The following is a 17,853-nucleotide window of genomic DNA, read 5'->3' as shown; positions in this document are numbered from 1 at the left end:
AGGGGTGATCAGGTACGCGCCGAGGCCACCGAGCGGAAGGCCATGGATCTGCAGGGCCTCCATGTTCTTCGTCAAGCGTGTGGGCAGCTTCGGTCCGGGATCGTGCCTGTATCTCCCCCGGTCATGGTCGGTGACACGCGAGGCCCATCGGTGTCGCCTGCCCTCCCCTCGTGGACGTGCTTCGCCGGACCGGCCGAGATCGTTCGAAGCCCCGGCCGGGAGGGGCGGCCAGGCGACACCACCGCAGGCCGCCCACCGAGTACCGGTGTCGTTCCGATCCGAAGGCGAGGATCAGGACCGCGGGGGAGAGAAGAACCCGATTCCGGGATCTTCCGGTGTGCCGATCAGCAGGGCGCGGTCGAGCAGGATGTTGTTGTACTCGCAGCTGGTCTCGGGCAGCATCGCGCAGGCGTGGCATGCTGCGAGGTTGGCACCGCCCGCACCGGAGGAGCGGGACTCGATGCACAACGGGTCCGCGGAACACCAGTGGGCTCGTTGCAACGCGGACTGGAGGGCCACCGCGAGCCGCGCGGGCTCACCCTGGGCGACCACGCCTCCCAGACTGCCGGCGGAGTCACTGGTCGCCGTGTAGACGAGGAAGCCCGCCATGCGGGGATCGGCGTACAGACGTTCGCGCAGTGCTCCTGCCGGGTAGCCGGCTTCCAGGCTCCACTCGTTGATCAGAACGTGTGCCAGGGTGTGCAACAGCACCATTCGGGGTGTGGCGGGCGAGGCGGGTACCTCGGCGGGACCGGTGGCCCGCTCTCTCAGCAACCGGTCGTGGTTGTCACGCATGCGCTTCACCCGGCGGGCCACCGCGTCCAGCTCGGCCCAGTCGGCGAGTCGTTCCTCGTCGAGACGCACGAAGACACCCTCACCATGCACTTCCATCGCCGGGAGCCAGTCGGTCGGTGTCAACGACAGGTCAGCCTCATATTTTTCGGAACTCGTCTCCGGGTCGGCGAGGCGCGTGAACGCTTTGAGCGCCCGTACCTCACGCAGGCGCTTCACCAGCATGGTCCGCTCGACACCGAAGGAAGAGAGGGCCGACACGTCGGAGACGGGCGGCTCGCACACGAACTGCTCCTCGCGACCCTTGTCCCGCAGAGCGTTGCCGGCCGACAGCTGCTCGTACTCCTGTCGTCGCAACCTCTGATGGCTGTCCGTGACGACGCCGTCCGGAGTCGGGTCCTCCTCCTGCTCGGCCGCCAGCAGGCCCATGACGGCGTCGACCGAGACCGAGTGGTCTCCGGGGAATGCTCCCTTGAGGTAGATCTCGATCTCCAAGCGCGAGGAGTAGCCGCGCAGGTTCTCCCAGTGCTTCGTGAGCTTGTCGGCGAGACCGTCGCTCCATGGGGGGATGGAGAGGGCGGACCTCAACACCGGCTGCCAGACCGCCGAGGAACCACGCTGCAGCGTACGGGGCGACTTCGGGCAGAGCTCGACGGGAGCGCCTTCGAGCCAGGGGCGTCTGCCCTCGCAACGGACCTTGAGTTCTGCCAGGGCGGATCGGCGGAATGCGCCTTCCATGGAGACCTCGGGCACGCCGCAGGTGCACGAGACCACGATGGAACGCAGCGAGGCGCTTCGACCGGAGAAACGCAGGCTCATCCGTCCACCGCAGCGTCCGGTTGCGCCTTCCTCGCGATTGCCGCGGTGCAGCCACTTCCAGTAGGGGAAGTCGTCGAGGTGCCCGTCCTCGCACGCCACGACGAATCGGGACGGCACGAGCGGCTCCTCGTCGCATGTCGTGCAGACGTTCTTGCCCGGAGGGGGGTTGAAGTCCCGCACGTGCTGCAGGGACTTGCACTGCGGACACGAGTGCCACAGGGGGAAGCGCCGGACGCGTACCCCGTCCTTGCTCCCGTCTCCGGAAGCGGGTGGCAGCCGGAAGTGGCGTACCTCCAGGGCTCGGGCGAGCCGGTGCTCATGGATGATCGGTGCCTCGTCGAGCTGCCAGCTGTGATGGGCCTTGTCGATGCCGGAGACGATGAAGGATTCGTTGTCGACGGCGATCAGAGACCCCACGCCGTACGTGGTGATCATCTGGGCGCGGCGGACCGAACCGCGGCGGGGCAGGTCGAGACGGGGCGCGGCCGGGCTGCCGTCGGTGCCGCGACGGCGACGCTCGCGGGGCGGGGTCATCGGGAAGCCTCCATGAAGAGAGCGGACTCGGCGTCGACATCGCGCAGGCTCCACAGGGTGGACCAGGCGCCGGCGCCCTCGGATTCGTCGTCGAACGATCGGAGCAGAGCAGGGGTGGAATTCCCGGTGCGGGGTTCGTACAGCAGGCCGCCATGCGCTCGGGCCTTCCGCTGCCACCAGTCGACGAACTCGTCGAACGCGTCTGCGGTGTCCTGCAGTTCTTCGGGCGCCACCTGGGAGACGCGGCTGGTCAGCAGCGGCCTGATCTCGCCACGCAGACGGTCCACGTACGTGTCGATCCGGCCGGCGTCGGCGTTCTCGCGGGCCTCGGGGATGAGGATGCGGGCCAGGGCCACGACCACGGCGTGCAGGCCGCGGTCGCGCGATCGGACGGAGAACGGCGTGACCGACGTCGACTCGACCTCGCGGTAGAGCGCCGAATGGAAATGCAGGAAGTTCTCGTAGTGCGAGCGGTCACGGGAACGGGCCGAGTTGAGCATCACGGCCACCAGACCGGGGTGGGCTCGTCCCACGCGGCTGGTCGCCTGGATGTACTCGGCCGTGGTCTGGGGCTGTCCCATCACTGCCATCAGACCGAGGCGGTTGACGTCGACACCGACGGCGATCATGTTCGTCGCCAGGAGGACGTCACGGACGTCGGGATCCGGATAGCGCTTCTCGATCTCCTTGAGACGGGCAGGGATCAGGCTCGCGTCGACGCGGCTCGTCAGCTCGGAGTAGCGGTCGGAGACCCGTGCCTCGGTGCCGTCGCGTTCGGCGAGGAGCCGCAGGTAGTCCTCTACGTCGTCGTTCACCTGGAGTTCGGCGGCGGACAACAGACGAAGGCTGTTGAAGTAGCCGACGAGCGTCCAGTAGGTGTCCCGGACCTCGTCGCTCGTCTCCGCGCACATGGCCTGGTGGAGCAGAGCCGCGTAGGTACGGATGAGGAGGGTCGACTGGCTGGTGCCGGGGGTGAGCAGACCGACGTACCGGCGGCTGGCCTTGTTCCTGCGGTCGGTCTCGACGGCGAACCAGGAGTCCCGGGCGTCCAGGCCGGCCGGGGGGAACTGGTGCACGTCCCGGTCGAAGAGGTTCCGTCCCTGGTCCGCCGCGCGACGGATGGTCGCCGTGGAGGCGATCACCTTCGGCTCGTCGGCGAGAGCGTCGACAGCGGTCTCGTACAGGCCGGTCAGGGTGCCGAGAGGACCCGAGATGAGATGGAGCTCGTCCTGGACGATCAGCTCCGGGGGCGGGGTGTCGTCACGACGATCCCTGTTGAACAACGCCGCCGTCTTCTCGCGCCACGGCATGGAGGCGAACTTGTCGACCGTGGCGATGACCAGGGTGGGGCGCGCCTCGTAGACAGCCTGGTCCACCAGATGGACAGGCAGCCCCGGGGCGAAGTCGCAGCCGGAGCCGGGGCAGCGTACGTCCATGCGGACGCTGTCCATGTCCACCGAGTAGTGATGGGCGTCCAGCGCGGTGCCGCACCACGGACAGGCGTGGAGCTGCACCGGGTTCTCCTTCTGCAGGCTCTGCCCGCCCCGGAGCTTCGTCAGCTGCTTGTCGGCCACGTCCAGGTCGTTCGGAGTGGCCGACTTCCCCACCCACATGCCGATCGAGATCGTCTCGTCGCCCAGGCGAGCGGGGTTCGCCGCGCGCATCCGTTCCATCGCGCAGATGAGGATCGTGGCGCGCTCGAACTGCTGGAGGGTGAGCAGGCGCAGGGTGTACCGCATCAGTACGGTGACGCCTCCGCCGTTCTTCTCGAGGCGCAGCCGGCGCAGGAACGTGGTGAACGCGATCAGACCGAGGTACGCCTCGGTCTTGCCGCCCCCCGTGGGGAACCACAGCAGGTCGGAGACCCGGCGGTCGGGGTGGCCGGGGTCGTCGATGCCCCGCAGGCACAGCAGCATGAAGGCGATCTGGAACGGGTACCAGCGCTGCGTCGCCAGGTCGGGCTCGCCCTGGCGGCCTCCCTTCACCCAGGCGCTCCGGGCGCGCTGCTCGGCCATGGCCCGGTTGGCGAGCCGGAACGCCTCCATGACGTCCGGCTTGTCGGCCAGGAGCCCGATCCCCTCGCGGATCCGTCCGAGAGCCTCGCGGCAGGTCTCGATCCGCTCCTGTGCAGCCCTCTCGTGCGGGGTCCCGTCGAGAGCGGCGGCCTCCACGACCTTGGCCTCGATCCACTGCTCGTAGCCGTCGGCCAGCCCGTGCAGGGTTTCGAGGATCTCGGCGTCGGGGCGCTCGGTGAGGCCGAGCATGTCGAGCGCCGAGCTGTCGATCTCCGGGTTGGAGTCGGTCAGCAGCACTTCGTGCGTGGGCACGAACTCGGAGCGGATCTCGTCGATCGCGGGACGCCTGACCTCGGTCAGACCGACCGTCGGCGGTGTCCACTCCCAATGGGCGGAGCAACCGTGACCCATGGCGAAGGTCGGGGCATGGCGGTGGAGCAGCCGGCTGGTGGCCGTCTCCGAGTCGACGGCGGACAGGGCGGCGGGGCGCTCGACGAAGGCGGACGCCCCGCCGGCGGCCCGCACCCGCAGGCTCGGCTGGAAGAGGGCGAAGGCGTCCTGGAGCTCCTTCTCGCCCACGATGTGGGTGTTGATCAGAGTGACGGTGACGGTGACGGTGCCGGCGCCGGAGGAGTGGCTGACCGGTCGGACGAGGACATGCAGTTGGACCTCGTCGGGAACGAGGTCCTCCGTCACGGCCCCGGGCCGTGTGATGTCGATCGTCTTCTCCGGCAGTTCCAGCTCCCGGCGCCGCCAGTGCTCACGCTGGTCGTTCGTGGTCCGGGCCTCTGCCCGGCGGGCCGACAGGGGGCGTCCCTCCGCGTCGACGGGGTCGTAGACGGCGGCTCGCGCGCGGATCACGATCTCGGGGGCGAGATCGGGAGCGACGGCGAAGGTGAGGCCCATCGTCGAGGGGCGGCGGTCACCCGACACCGGGGGGTCGACGGAGGTGTCGGTGTCGTCCGGGCGGTTCGTTCCGAGCAGGGGAGCCTCGTCCAGCCCCTCGTCCTCGGCGATGTCCTCCAGCTGCTCCTCCCGAGCCTCGCGGCCGGCGGCCCGGGGGAACAGCACCCCGATCGGGTAACGGGTGATCGGAGCGTCCTGGGTGAGGGTCTCGTCCGGGTCGTCCCCGGCGTCGACGTCCGGGCCGAGAAGCTCTCGGCGCAGTCGGGCCACCAGTTCCTCGCGGACCCGGTAGTGCTCGGTGTGCCGACTGGTCCCGTGCGTCATCCCTGTTCCTCCCCGACGCGTTCGCCGCGCCGATGCCTTCCGATCCCGGTGAGCCGAGGGGCGACCCACACCCCGTTCCCGCCGAGCCCCGCGTTGGTGCCGGCGGCCGTACTGCCTGCGACCGTCTCCAGAGTGTCCACCCGCAGACCGACGATCTCGCTCGGCCAGACGATGTCCCAGGACCGCGAGACCTTCTCCACGGCGTACAGGTCACGGCGGAAACGCTCGGAGGTCTCGCCGATGACCCGGTCGCGGTGGAACAGGTCGTACGGCGGGCTCTGCTCGAGTCCCGCGGGTACGGGGTGTCGCATCCGAAGCGTCACCGCGTCCCCGGCGCGGACGTGTCCCAGCAGGTAGGACTGTGTCGCGTCCGCGTTCGCGTCTGCCGAACAGGGGGGCGTGTCCCGGTGCACGTCCTCCGCCGCGGCCTGGATGCCGTACCGCTCGTACTTCTTCCAGCCGCCCAGGTACCAGCGTCCGGTGGGACGGTGGCGTCTTATACGGGAGGTGTCGGGTCCTGTGACGTGGTAGAGGTCCTCGCGGGCCCGTGTCATGGCGACGTAGAGGGCCTTCGCCTCCGCGGGTGCATCGAGGCTTTCGTGGACCTTGCGCAGCTCGTCGAGCGACGGGGGCGACAGCAACAGTACCCGGTCGTACTCCAGGCCCTTGGCCCGGTGCACCGTCGAGACGGTCAGCCGAGCCGTCTCCGGGTCCGCCAGGTCGTCGGGGAACCGTCCCTCGGCCACCAGACGTGCCAGGGCGGAGACGTCGACCTGACCGCGGCCGGTGCGACGGGTCGCGGCGCGCGAGAGCCGCCAGCAACGTCGGGGCTCCACACCGGCCGGGAGCGGTATCCCCGCGAGCAGCTCCAGGAAACGCGACTCGGTGAGCGTCAGAGACTCCGCGCGACGCACCAGCTCGGCCACCCAGTACGGCACGGGACGGTCCTGCAGCGACCGCTTCAGCGCGTGCTCCACCCCCTGCCCGTGCAGCAGTTCCGACACGGCGAGTGCCTGGCGGTTGTCGCGGGTCAGGATCGCGCACCGGCCGGGGAAGGACTTCAACGTGCTCAGTGCGAAGTCGTCGCTCAGTTTCCCGAGGTCCGGCAGGTCGAGGAGGCGCTCGCGCAGTTCGGCGTGGAGTGTGGAGGCCGTGTTCTCCGCGCCGTCCGGTGAGGCGGTCAGGTTCTGCAGCCGGGGACCGAGGGCGAGCGCGGTGCGGGCCCCGGGGGTCTTCGCGCGGAAGTTCTCGGTCAGGTGGAGTTCGACGAGGTCGTCGTACGAGGTCCGGAGCCAGGTGAAGAAGAGGTCGGTCTCCTCGGCGCGTTCCTCCGGGTCCTTGATCTGGAATCCGTAGATGCCCTGTGCGGAGTCGCCGACCACGGTGAAGCCGCACGAACGCTGGAAACGGTCCAGCAGGGCCTCCACCAGCTCGCGGCGGTCGCCCACCAGGTCCTGGGCCTCGTCGATCACCACGTGCGAGGGTGCCCCGAACTCCCCGGCCTCCACCGCGCCCTTCTCGATCGCAGAAGTGGCGGCGCGGATGCGCTCGTCGAAGTCATGCGCCTTCCACTCCCTGTCCGGGTACGCCCTGACGAGGAGCTGGTACGCCCATGAGTCGAAGGTCTGGACACGGACCCGATCGGCCCGGTCGCCGTGCCGGGCGATCCGGTCCCGCAGCTCCCGGACGGCGGCCCGGGAGAAGCTCAGGACGAGGATCTCCCCTGCTTCCAGGGCCTCGTCGGGATCGTCGTTCCCGACGAGGGCGTCGAGACGCCGCACGACCGTATGGGTCTTGCCCGAGCCGGCACCCGCGGTGACCAGGAGGCGGGTGTCCCAGGGGAGGTCGACGACGGCCCGCTGCTCGGCGGTGAGCAGAGGACTGGCGTCGTACGGGTCGGTCACTTGCTGCTCCACAGGTGCTCGAACTGGGTGAAGGCGAGAGAGTTGTCGAAGTTGTCGACGGTGTCACGGACATTGAGGATCAGACAGGTGTCCTTGCCGCCGTTGAGCGGTCCGCGCAGGCCGCGCCCGATCATCTGCTGGTACACGTTGGGGCTGTACACCGGACGGGCGACGATGACGGCCCGGGTGGCGGGGGCGTCGAAACCCTGGGTGAGGACGCCGTAGTTGGTGAGGACGCGGGTGCGGCGCTCGCGGAAGTCGTCGATGCGCCGGCGCCGATCGCCGGGTGAGGTCGACGAGTCGACGGAGGAGGCGGTGATGTCCCTGTCGCGGAGCCGGGCCGCCAGATACTTGGCGTGATCGATCGAGGTGGCGAACACCAGCACCGGCCAGTCACCCGGCATGTCCGAGATCTCGTCCAGGATGCGGGCGTTCCGGTCGTGGTCGTCGGCGAGTCGCTGCTCGGCCGTCCGGGACAGGACACTCATCTGCTCGGCATGCTGCTTCTCATCACGATCCAGGGTGATCGTGCCGCCCTGGAGGAGACGATGCTCGACCTGGGCCAGGACGCCGAGCTCCTGCAGCTCGGCATAGGCGTCGTCGTTCGCGAAGACGCCCTCGTCCAGCCGTCGGCCGCCGAAGCGGTTGATCAGACGGCGGGTCTCCTCCTGGTCGGTGTTGCGGAAGGGCGTCGCCGTGAGTCCCAGGAGGTGGCGGTCGGTGCGCGAGGCCGTCAGGCCCAGATTCGAAAGGATCTTGGTGTAGCGGGGGGTGATGGCGGTGTGTGCCTCGTCGACGATGACGAGGGCGGCGTTGCGCAACCATCCGTAGGAGTCCGCTTCGAGACAGTTCGACTGCTGGAGCTTGGCGTCGGTGGCCACCACCAGGTGCGGCCGATCCGTGACCGGTGCGGCCTCGTGGGACGCCCACAACCTGTTGATGACGAGCGGCTTGTCCGCACCGACCTTCTCCCAGACGAACTTCCAGCTCTGCACGGCCTGCTCGCAGAGCTCCTCGGTCTGGGCGATCCACAGGATGGGCCCGTCCAGCGTGCCCACCTGCTTCACCCAACGGATCACCGCCTCCGCCGTGACCCGGGTCTTGCCCGCGCCGGTGGGCAGGGACAGCATGCCGCGCTGCGGAACGATCCGGTCCAGCATGGTGAAGACGTTGGCGGCGAGCCGCTCCTGGTAGTCGTGCAGACGCGGGAAGTGCCGCGGGCCGTCCACCTCGATCCGCGATGCCGGCGACGGGATCCTGAAACCGGCGAACGAGCCGGGGAAGCGGAGGTCCGCCACGAAGGACACCGCGGTGGAGGTACCGGTGAAGGACGACGGGGCGTGGTTCGGATAGAGGTTCTGCAGATCGCGGACGTGCACCTGGAGGACGCCGTCCTCGTGGGCGTTGAACGCCATCCGTGCGATGCGGTGACCGTCCGGCTCCGCTCCGCCGTTCTCCTCGCGCTCGCTGTCCATGAGGCCGGGGGGGAGGCGGTCCCGCAGAGCTTCGGCACCCAGGAGGAGCAGAAGTTTCGTCTCCACGTCAGTGGCCTCGCGCACGGCCTTCAAGGCGTCCTTGACCTTCTGGTCCTCTTCCTGGCGCCGCTGCGCCTCCAGGACCTGTCGGCAACCGGATTCGCCCATGTTCCAGCGCAGTTCACGATCCACGGCCATGAGGGTCCCGAGCGGGTCGGAGTGCTCCAGCACGAGGATCGTGGACCCGCGAAGACTGCTGTTCAGGGCTCGGGGCCGCATGCCGTTGGGGGTGCGGGTCACCTCCTCCAAGACCTTGCATCGCTGCAGGACGTACTGGTCCACCTGCGAGCCGCGCATCTGGCGCAGCGCAGGGTGAGCCTCCTTGAGCGGGATCGGGTCACCGATGTCCTCGCTGCGTGTCTCGCGGCTGATCACGTCGGCGTACGGCAGCATTCCCCACTGCTTGACGAGCAGAGAGGCGTCCTCGGCCGTGGCGGTCAGCAGGGCGGGAAGGCGCTCGGCCCGCAGCGCCCGGTACTCCTCCTGAGAGGAGGCCACGGCGATCTCGCCGTCGGGGCGAGTTCCCCACTCGTCGCCGATGCGGCACCGGGTGAGTGTGTCCTCGGAGAAAGGAACCTCCAGACGGGTCAGCAGTACGTATGTGTTGCCGACGAAGGCATCGTCCTCGCTCTGCTGGAGCTTCTCCTGGAGCTGGTCCCAGAAAGAGCTGGGCACGTTCTCGACAGTGGTGGGAAGCCGTAGTTTGCGGGCCTTCTCGGAGCTGATCTCGGCCACCGGCAGGACATCGCCGTAGGCGGAGAGCTGAGGGCCGACCGCCTCGGCGACACGCCGGAGGCCGTGGGAGGTCGGGACGAGGCCGTGCCGCATGAGCATCCACCGGATCGGGGAGGCCACGGCTCGTCGGGTGCTGACCTGGGCCCCGACCTGGAGGGTCCAGTTGTCGACGAGGGAGTCCTCGGGCAAGGTTTTCAGGAAGCGGGCACGGGCCTCGTCGGAGAGGCGGGGAAGCAGGTGCAGAGGGCCGCCGACCGCCGCGCCCTCCAGCCTGATCCTGGCGAGGGTCGGACGGGCGGTCTGGTCGGGGGGCAGAGACGCGCAGTACGCCTTGTGCAGAGACTCCCGATACTGCTCGAACCACGCCTCCTCCTCCGGTCGGTTTCCTCCCGCGGGGCGGTCGCGCAGTCCCACCTCGCGGAAGAAGGCCATGTCGTCGGAGTGGAAGCCGGTGTCCACGGCGATGGCGGGATCCGAATCCGGGGTCACGACCGGACCGGGCAACAGACAGTCCCGCATCGGTCGGTAGCGGCCGTCCGAGGAGCGCACGTGCAGTGTGGCCCGCAGATCGGACACCCGCTGGATCACCTCGTGCGACAGATGACTGCTGCCGGCCTGGTGGAACAGTTCCCAGAACCGGGTCCATTCCTGCGGCCCGTACATGTCGAAGCCCTGTTCCAGGACACTGACGAAACGTCCTCGGACATCGGCCTCACGGATGCCGAGGGCGGTGAGGGCGCTCGCGAGCGACAGGTCGTCGGACAGGGCGCTGTCGACGTAGACGAGGGACTCGCGCAGCCCGTCCTGATCGGTGCGACGGAACACCTTGCCGACGACCGGGGCGACCATGCCGTGCTCCTCGGTCAGCACGATCCGCGCCTCCCGGGCCTCGTCCGCGTACGGCGAGGACGACTGGATCATGCTCGCGACGATGCGGACAGCGGTGGCGGACGCCTCGGCGGTGCCGTCGGCCACCAGGGCCTCCAGCCATTCCCGCACCGAGGCGCGCTCGCGCCTGGCGGCCTTGAGGATGTGATCCGTCTTGCCGGCACGGAGGGTGTCGACCTCCGCCGACGGATGCAGCCAGTTCGTGGGCCGGCCGGGGTAGGAGTTCCACAGGGTCAGCCAGCCGGTCACCACCTTGTTCTCCTTGCCCAGGGAGGGGTGGACGTTCAAGTCGCGCGGCACCTGCAGCCGGCCGTCCTGGTCCGGCAGGGAGGGGCGGTGGGCGGTGGCCTCCCAGATCTGCTCGGTGAGGTAGCGGTCCGCCCAGCTGACCGTCTCGGACTCCCGGGACCGGCCGGGGAGGAGCGGGAGATACGCGGCAGGGTCCTCGGCCGGAGCCAGCTCGGGCAGCGACTCGACCACCAGCCGGGCCGCCACGCGGATCATCTCCTGGTTGAACGGCGAGGAGTCCAGTAGGTTCTGTCGGTCTTCGTTGGTCTTCCAGGCGCCGTTGAGGATGCCGCTCAAGGTCATCTCGTACTTGGTGGGGAAGAAGGACCAGAAGCGTCCCCGGCCCTTGGGAGAGGAGAGGAGACCGTTGTGGGTCTCCCTCTCGTACTCGCGCACGGCCCACGAGATGTCGAGGGCGACCCGGTCGTGCAGTTCGCCCGCGCTGGAACGGGCGGTCGCAGTGGGCTCGTGGGTGAGAGTGAAAACCCGCCACCTGTTGTCCGAGGAGGGCTTTCCGGGGCGCTCCTCCCGAACGGTGTGCAGTTTTTCGTCACGGTCGGTGATGAGGGTCCGGCGCACGACGGGGCGCGGACGACGGTCCTCCAGAACGACCTTGGCGACGTGCGGGGAGAAGAGCTGGAAGCCGACGGGGAACTCCTCCCGGCCACCGGCCGGGGAGCCTCCGTGCATGTCCTGACCGAGCCGCTCGGCAGCTCCGTCGAGCAGGGGCAGACGCACGACGGTGGTGGCCCAGCCGAGGAGTTCGTCGAGGACGGGATCGGCCGCGCGCTCGACGGCGTCGTCCAACGGGCGGGCCATCCGGAGCACCGGGGCTTCGAACTCCTCGCCCAGACGAGCCGTGACCCCGGCGACGGAACGGATCTGCGCATAGGCCCACTCGCGGTCGAAACCGAAGGAACCGGTGCTGCTGAAGAACTGCGGGGCGTCGGTCACGACGAGTACGGATTTCACTCCCACGCCGAAGCGCCCGATCTGCCCCCCGCGCTTGCGCGACATGCTCATCCGGAGAATTGTCTCGGCGCCCTCGGGGGTGACGGGGGTGCCTTCGTTCGCGCAGTAGAGGTGTGTGTCCGTGAGAACGACGTGAACGGTCCCACCGGGTTCGGCGGCGATTTCGTCCGCCGCGTTCTGCACCAGTTCGAAGAGCTGCCGGTCGCCGTATCCGCCCTGGGTGATGCGCCTTTCTCCGTTCGCGTGCTCCGGAATGAGGCCGGGGTCGACGGCGTATGTCTGGAGGACGCGAGAGGACTGCTCGATCACGGTTTCGAGCACAGGGGTCGGTTCGAGGGACACGGGACTCCGATCCTGGAGTGGCGGCCTGAGAGCTGATGGTGATGAGACGTCAGTGATGTTCTGCAGTGCGAATGGTGGCGTGGACGGTCTCATTACGAGGGTGGTTCCGAGCGTGTGCCGAGCATTTTGGAAGGGGGTGGCGATCGCGGAAGAGGGGCGGAAGCATGACGCCGCGCGGAATGTTGCCAGGCGTCATCACATGTGCTGTCGCCGAAAGAAGACAAAGGAAAGGCGGCGCACTTCTACCAGGGCGTCGGAAATACGTTTCTTCCGAGGCGGGTGGGGCCGCTGAGGGGAATCTACTCGGCTGCGCCGAGGGGTGGCAAGGGGGGAGTGCACCCTGCGGCAGGCCTCGAAATGTCGCAGAACGAGGCAAATGTAGTGAAGGGTGCGGAGTCGTTCCCTCGGCCGACGGATCCCGACCTCGAGTCAGTGTCAAAGACCGTTTGACACGCGGTGGATTGTCAAAAGACCGAGTAGGGTGAGGGGCGCTGTACAGGACAGGTGGGGCAGGATCCGAGAGCAGGTGACCGTGGAAGCAGGCGAGGACTTCGGTCCATGGTTGGCACGGCAGTTGAGGCTCGCCGACATGACCCAGACCGAGCTGGCCCTGGCCGTGGATGTGACGCGTGCGGCGGTCTCGGCCTGGATCACCGGCAGGGCGACTCCACGTCCCGAGGCGATCGAACGTATCGCCCGGGCCCTGAACACGGATCTGGCCACGGTGCACACCCGCACCACCGACACCCAGGCCGGCCTTCCCGTGGGGTGGTACCACCGACCCGGACACGCGGACGGCGGAAGGGAGTTGGGCAACGCCGCAGCGTTCGCCTTCGACGCCGACGTGTCGGTCCTGGCCCGTGAGACCTGTCAGAACAGCCTCGACGAACGCATCGCCACCAACGGGCAGCCGGTGAGGGTGCGTTACACACTCCACGAGTTGACCGGGGAGGACCTCGCCCGCTTTCGCGAGGCCATCCACTGGGACGACCTCTACCCGCACTACGAGGTGGTACGGGAGCAGAAGCAGAAGGTCGGCAGGGTCGTCGACGCGGGCTTGCGTGACATGTACGAGCGCGACCGGCTAGTGCTGTTGAGGGTGGACGACTACAACGCGGCGGGCCTCACCGGCGACGACTACGACGACGGCCGGTTCGCGGCGGTGGTGAGGCGCCAGCTCGACAGTCACAAGTCGGGTGGTACGGCCGGTGGTTCGTACGGCCTGGGGAAGGCGACCCTCTGGGCGACCAGTCGGCTCGGACTCGTCCTCATCAACTCCACGCTGTCCGAACCGCACGAAGGGCGGACCGAGCGTCGTCTCGTCGGGCGCCTCGACCTCCCGTGGCGCCGGGTGAACGACGAGGCGTGCGCAGGGCCGGCGTGGTTGGGGCGCCCGGACCCCGACTCGCCGGGAGCGAGGGTGGCCCGCTCCTGGTGGGCGGACGAGGAGACGGTCGAATCCCTTCACCTGACGCGTGGGAGCGGTGAACCGGGAACCTCGTTCCTGATCGTGGGGGCTCACGATGTGGCAAGCCTCGCGGACGACAGCGCCGCACCTGAGGGCGACGAGGGGGAGGACGACGACAACAGCATCCAGCGGATGCACCACAGGCTCGTACGGGCCCTGGGGGAGAACTTCTGGGCCGCGATGACGGCCGGCGGGGATCGGCTTCCCCTTCTGGAAGCGTCTGTGCGCACCCTGCGCAATGGCGCTGTGGTCGTTCCGGAGGAGCGCGTGGACCCCGCGGTCGCCCAGCCGTCCCGGACGCGTGCCCTGAAGGCGTTCCTCGACGGGACGACCGTGGAGCGGCTCACCGAGTCCGGGCAGGTCGCCGCCGTCACCGTGCCCCTCAACCTGCCCGTCCAAGGCGGTGGACGCGCTTCTCTCGGGGAGCATCGTGCCGTGCTTCTGGTGACGGACGCCGAGGACGCGGACGGCAGGCTCAATCGCGTCGTGTCGATGCGCGGCAACCGTATGACGGTACGTGACACGGTGGTTCCCGGACTTTCGCCCACCAACCCCTTCCAGGCCGTGCTGCTCGCCGGTGCGGCTGCCGGCCCGCAGGCTCCGTTCGCCGCCGAGGCCGAGGTTTTCCTGCGGGCTGCCGAACCGCCTGAGCACAACAGATGGGGACAGACCGAGGAGTTGACGCTCACCTACTCGCCCTCGGCGTATCGGCGGATCAACGGGCTCACCCGGGAGACCAACGCGGCGATCAAGGCGCTGGTGGTCCGCCCCAAGAAGGGGCCCAGGCAAGGGGGCGGGCGGCTGGCCCCCAAGCTGACCATCGGTTCGGGGAAGAAGAAGCGTCGTCTGTCGGCGGTGAGCATGCCGTTCCTCGAGGAACTCGACGCGCAGGTCCTCGAAGACGGGGCCTGGCAGGTGATCGGCGAGATCAGGATCCCTCCTGGTGGTCACGAATGGAGGCTGGTCCCGGTCGCCAAGTTCGACGTGCGATCAGGCCCCCGTCCCACGATCGAATGGGACGAGATCGTCGGTGTGGACAACTGCCAGGTGGTGGAAGGCACGCTGCACTTCTCCGACGGTGCTCGCTCGGCGACGTTCCGCGGAGTGACCGATCCCGCCACACACGCCGTCAGGACGAGTCTGAGCGGCCTCGTCGTCGAACTGCGCACGGGGGAAGGGGAGTCGTCGTGAAGGTGTTCCCCTACCCGCGTCTGCGGGGCACGGTTTCGCTGCGTGTCGACTCGGCACGCGTGAAGGCGCCTGCCCAGCCCCGTGAAGAGCTCGACTCGCGTGCGCGATCCGTGATCGACCGGGTGGTGGCGCTCGGAGCCGCGGAGACGGAGGACTGGGAGACCGCTGTCCTGACCGTCTCGGCGACGATCCCTTCGAAAGCCACCGATCCGGAAGGACCGTGGTCGGAGGTGGCGGTGGTGGCTGTACTGACGGACCGGACGACCAACACCCGTGTCACTTCGACGTTGGCTCGGGAGACGGAGGACGGCCGGGACTGGCGCGGAGAGCTCCAGCTGCTGCGCTGTGATCTCCACGACCGCGCCGCGTTGACGGTGCAGGTGATCGCGACGGTGGACGGGGTGCCCGGTCGTATCGTCGGGGAAGCCGCCGAGGACTGGATCGTCGACGTGCGCAGCGATGTCCCGAGCCGGGAGCAGAGCTTCGACATCAGGGAGGTCGGCTTCACCAAGGGACCACGTTGGTTGCAGGGCTTCAGCGAGGCTCCGTGGATCGTGAATGCCTCAGGGGCAGTGCCCACCGTGCACATCAACACCGACTTCGAGGGCATGGTCGATGTCCTCGGCGCCGAGGGAGGACGAGCCGAAGGGCTGGTCAATGCCATGCTGGTCTCCCAGATGGCTGCGGAGGTGTGGACTGCCGTGTTCCACTCCGCCATCGGTGACCTGGAGCTGGAGGACGACGGCACTCCGCTCTTCCCGTACGGCTGGCAGGGCGAGGTGCTCCGCGAGATGCTGCCGGACGTGCTGCCTGAGCGAACCCTCGATGACGCGTTGCGCGAGGTGCACCGTCGGCGAGTGGGCGCCACGGGATGGACCGAGCTGCAACCACGGATCCAGTACGCGGCGATGCGTAGGGCCGAGGTGCCACGGGTGCTCTCGGAGACCGTGCGCGGCTTGGACAAGCTCAATCGTGAGGACGAGGCATGACGGAGAAGCCCGATCACCTGCCGGAGTATCTGGCACGGCTCGCCGACGAGGAAGCTGCCCGGTTCATCACGGACGGCCTGTTGTCCGGGAAGGACGACGTCCCCTCCATCGCCCTCAACCAGGCGGCTGAGCAACTGCCCGAGAGTCCGCGCCGCCGTCTCCGCGCGATCCGCGATCTGATCGACGACGCCATGTACATCCATCGGGACGAGCGGCCGACGCAAGCGGATGCCTGGCTCGCCCCGCGCCTGCACGCGATTCTTCGTCTGACGCGTGCAGAGGCGGCGGACCCCGCTCTGTGGAACTACCTGGCTCTGGGGGTAGCCCCCGACTTCGTGGTCTGGCGGCATCTGTCCGAGACGGCAAAGGCGGTCAACGCCCAGTACTTCAAGGGCCCTCACTACAAGCAGGCATTCGCCCGGCTCTGGTGGTCCGCCGAGCTTTTCCGGAACGGGCCCGACTACGAGCCGGTCGTCATCGCCTGCGGCAATCAGGACATGCTCAACACGGTGATGAGGTTGGACGTCATCGACCACCGCCCCACAGCCCAGGCCCTGGTCCGGCTGCTGCAGAGAGGGGTCGTGAGGACGGGGCGGGACGCCAACGCCTTGGCCAAGGTCGTCAACACGGCGGCCGCGACCGTGATGTACGACGTGATCGCGCAGGACGTGCCGCGAGACGGTGACGCCGTGCGGATGTGGATCGAGGAGGGAGAGGCCGGATTCACCGTTCATCACCGACCTCTCCCCACCGGTCCTGTCGAAGAGCCCGCGCCCGAGAGGTCGGTGGAGCTTCTGGCGAACAACTTCGCGGAACTGTTCGCCGATGCCCCGGTCCGAGGCAGGAGAGGGGATGAGGAAGAAGTCGAATGACCGTCCTCCCTATGGACGGTGAGGAGGGACCCAGGCCTTCAAGGCCTGGATGGCCTTCCGCTTCCTGTCCTCGTCCAGTTGTAGAGCCGTGCACAGGATGTGGACGGCCAGGAGGGGAGGGATCGCATTGCCGATCTGCTGCGCGATGTCGGTGCCCTGCCAGGGGTACTCGGCAGGAAAGGTCTGCAGCAGGCCGGCCTCGCGCGGCGTGAAGCGCTCCTGCTCGGGGCCCAGCTCGATGTCACCGTTCTCGTCGGCATGCTTGAGCTCGAACACCTTGTTCCGGCGCACCTTGCCGGTGACGGTGGCGGACGGCATGTCGGAGGTGCGGATGCCCCGCTTCGTGGGGTCGCCGCCCGATCCGTAGTTCGAGCGGACGACGAAGGCGGTGGGGCGGGTCTCCTCGAGCACGTCACGCATGGAGACCCACCCCCACGGCTGTTTCGGTCGTTTCCGACCGTCGACCTCGAAGAGTGGCTTCTGTGCGACCTCGCGGTCCGGGCCCTCGGGCATCTGGACAGGGAGGCGCTTTGCTCCCTTGCGATAGCGCTGGTGAGTCGGGTTCGGCAGAGCGAGGCTCTGTCCCGTGCCGCCCCGGTGGCGAGCGATCAGTACGGCCCTACGCCGTGTCTGGGGGACGCCGTACTCCTCGGTGTGCAGGATGTCGCACTCGGCGTCGTAGCCGATCTCGCGAAGGATGTCGCGGTACTTCTTCCAGACCGGAAGAACCGTCGGTACCTGTTCCAGCACCACCGTGTCGTAAGCGTCGCTCTTCAGCCGCTTCTCGACGATCCACCGGAGCGGCTGCAGCACAAGTCCTGTGCGCTCGTCGGTCCACTCCAGGACGCGTGCCCGCTCCTCGACCATCGCCCAGGCCTTCTCCAGCTCTCCGACTGTCTTGCTCAGCCCGACGAGCTCGGCGAGGTCCTGCACTTCGTCGAGGGCCTTGTGTCCTTCGCGGTTACCGGCCACGGAGTAGGTCTGGCACGGCGGTCCTCCGGTGAGGACGCGGGCCGAGGCCACCTCGGGGTCGAGCGGATTCACCTGCGCCACGTCGCGGATCTTCGTGGTGCGGAGTCCAGCGGCTCGTCGGGTCTCGCGGGTCGACTTCTCCCATTCCACCCCGATCGTGGGCAGGTCGAGCATCTCGGCTGCGATGTCCAAACCACCCGGACCTGCGAAGAGGTCGACGATGAGTGGCGGATTGCCCTGATCTTCGTGTGAATGAGGAGCTGAGGTCATGATGTGGGGCAGTGTAGCCGGCCGGAAGCCGACCATC

Annotated in this window: 8 protein-coding genes; 3 read left to right on the top strand and 5 right to left on the bottom strand. The window is 68.4% G+C overall.

From position 1 onward, the window contains the following. Positions 1 to 291: 291 nt before the first annotated feature. From drmB to ACFYUZ_RS29515, 4 genes are read right to left on the bottom strand one after another with little or no spacing between them, the layout of a single operon-like run. Positions 292 to 2,145 carry a DrmB family protein gene (drmB, locus tag ACFYUZ_RS29530; RefSeq protein WP_389314305.1) on the bottom strand — a complete coding sequence of 618 codons (1,854 nt, stop codon included), beginning with the start codon at positions 2,143 to 2,145 and terminating at the stop codon, positions 292 to 294. Next, entirely contained in the window at positions 2,142 to 5,390 is a 3,249-nt protein-coding gene (locus ACFYUZ_RS29525) for a helicase-related protein (RefSeq protein ID WP_389314303.1), read from the bottom strand. Before ACFYUZ_RS29525 ends, drmB begins: the two co-directional genes overlap by 4 nt. After that, positions 5,387 to 7,294: a UvrD-helicase domain-containing protein gene (locus tag ACFYUZ_RS29520; protein WP_389314301.1), complete on the bottom strand. Its 1,908-nt coding sequence runs from the start codon at positions 7,292 to 7,294 to the stop codon at positions 5,387 to 5,389. The genes ACFYUZ_RS29525 and ACFYUZ_RS29520 overlap by 4 nt, the downstream gene beginning before the upstream one ends. Next, positions 7,291 to 12,054: a DEAD/DEAH box helicase gene (locus ACFYUZ_RS29515; protein ID WP_389314299.1), complete on the bottom strand. Its 4,764-nt coding sequence runs from the start codon at positions 12,052 to 12,054 to the stop codon at positions 7,291 to 7,293. Before ACFYUZ_RS29515 ends, ACFYUZ_RS29520 begins: the two co-directional genes overlap by 4 nt. Positions 12,055 to 12,586: 532 nt before the next feature. Here ACFYUZ_RS29515 and ACFYUZ_RS29510 point away from each other — a divergent pair. From ACFYUZ_RS29510 to ACFYUZ_RS29500, 3 genes are read left to right on the top strand one after another with little or no spacing between them, the layout of a single operon-like run. After that, positions 12,587 to 14,713, top strand: a complete 2,127-nt coding sequence (locus ACFYUZ_RS29510) for a helix-turn-helix transcriptional regulator (protein ID WP_389314510.1) — start codon at positions 12,587 to 12,589, stop codon at positions 14,711 to 14,713. After that, positions 14,710 to 15,702 (top strand): hypothetical protein, encoded by a 993-nt coding sequence (locus ACFYUZ_RS29505; RefSeq protein WP_389314297.1) that lies wholly within the window; start codon positions 14,710 to 14,712, stop codon positions 15,700 to 15,702. The genes ACFYUZ_RS29510 and ACFYUZ_RS29505 overlap by 4 nt, the downstream gene beginning before the upstream one ends. Continuing rightward, positions 15,699 to 16,574 carry a DUF6339 family protein gene (locus tag ACFYUZ_RS29500; RefSeq protein WP_389314295.1) on the top strand — a complete coding sequence of 292 codons (876 nt, stop codon included), beginning with the start codon at positions 15,699 to 15,701 and terminating at the stop codon, positions 16,572 to 16,574. Before ACFYUZ_RS29505 ends, ACFYUZ_RS29500 begins: the two co-directional genes overlap by 4 nt. A 9-nt stretch (positions 16,575 to 16,583) precedes the next feature. On the opposite strand, the gene ACFYUZ_RS29495 is transcribed toward ACFYUZ_RS29500, so the two are convergent. Then, positions 16,584 to 17,816, bottom strand: coding sequence for a DNA cytosine methyltransferase (locus tag ACFYUZ_RS29495; RefSeq protein WP_389314293.1), 1,233 nt, complete (start codon positions 17,814 to 17,816; stop codon positions 16,584 to 16,586). Between the last annotated feature and the right edge of the window lie 37 nt (positions 17,817 to 17,853).

The organism is Streptomyces sp. NPDC004266, assembly GCF_042874095.1.
GTDB lineage: Bacteria > Actinomycetota > Actinomycetes > Streptomycetales > Streptomycetaceae > Streptomyces.
The sequence above is the reverse complement of the archived record's forward strand: the minus strand, read 5'-3'. Positions and strand labels throughout refer to the sequence as shown.

What these genes read in the sequence shown, in the direction of transcription:
- ACFYUZ_RS29495 (WP_389314293.1), bottom strand. Translation starts at nt 17,816, where the DNA reads ATGACCTCAGCTCCTCATTCACACGAAGATCAGGGCAATCCGCCACTC.
- ACFYUZ_RS29500 (WP_389314295.1), top strand. Translation starts at nt 15,699, where the DNA reads ATGACGGAGAAGCCCGATCACCTGCCGGAGTATCTGGCACGGCTCGCC.
- ACFYUZ_RS29525 (WP_389314303.1), bottom strand. Translation starts at nt 5,390, where the DNA reads ATGACGCACGGGACCAGTCGGCACACCGAGCACTACCGGGTCCGCGAG.
- drmB (WP_389314305.1), bottom strand. Translation starts at nt 2,145, where the DNA reads ATGACCCCGCCCCGCGAGCGTCGCCGTCGCGGCACCGACGGCAGCCCG.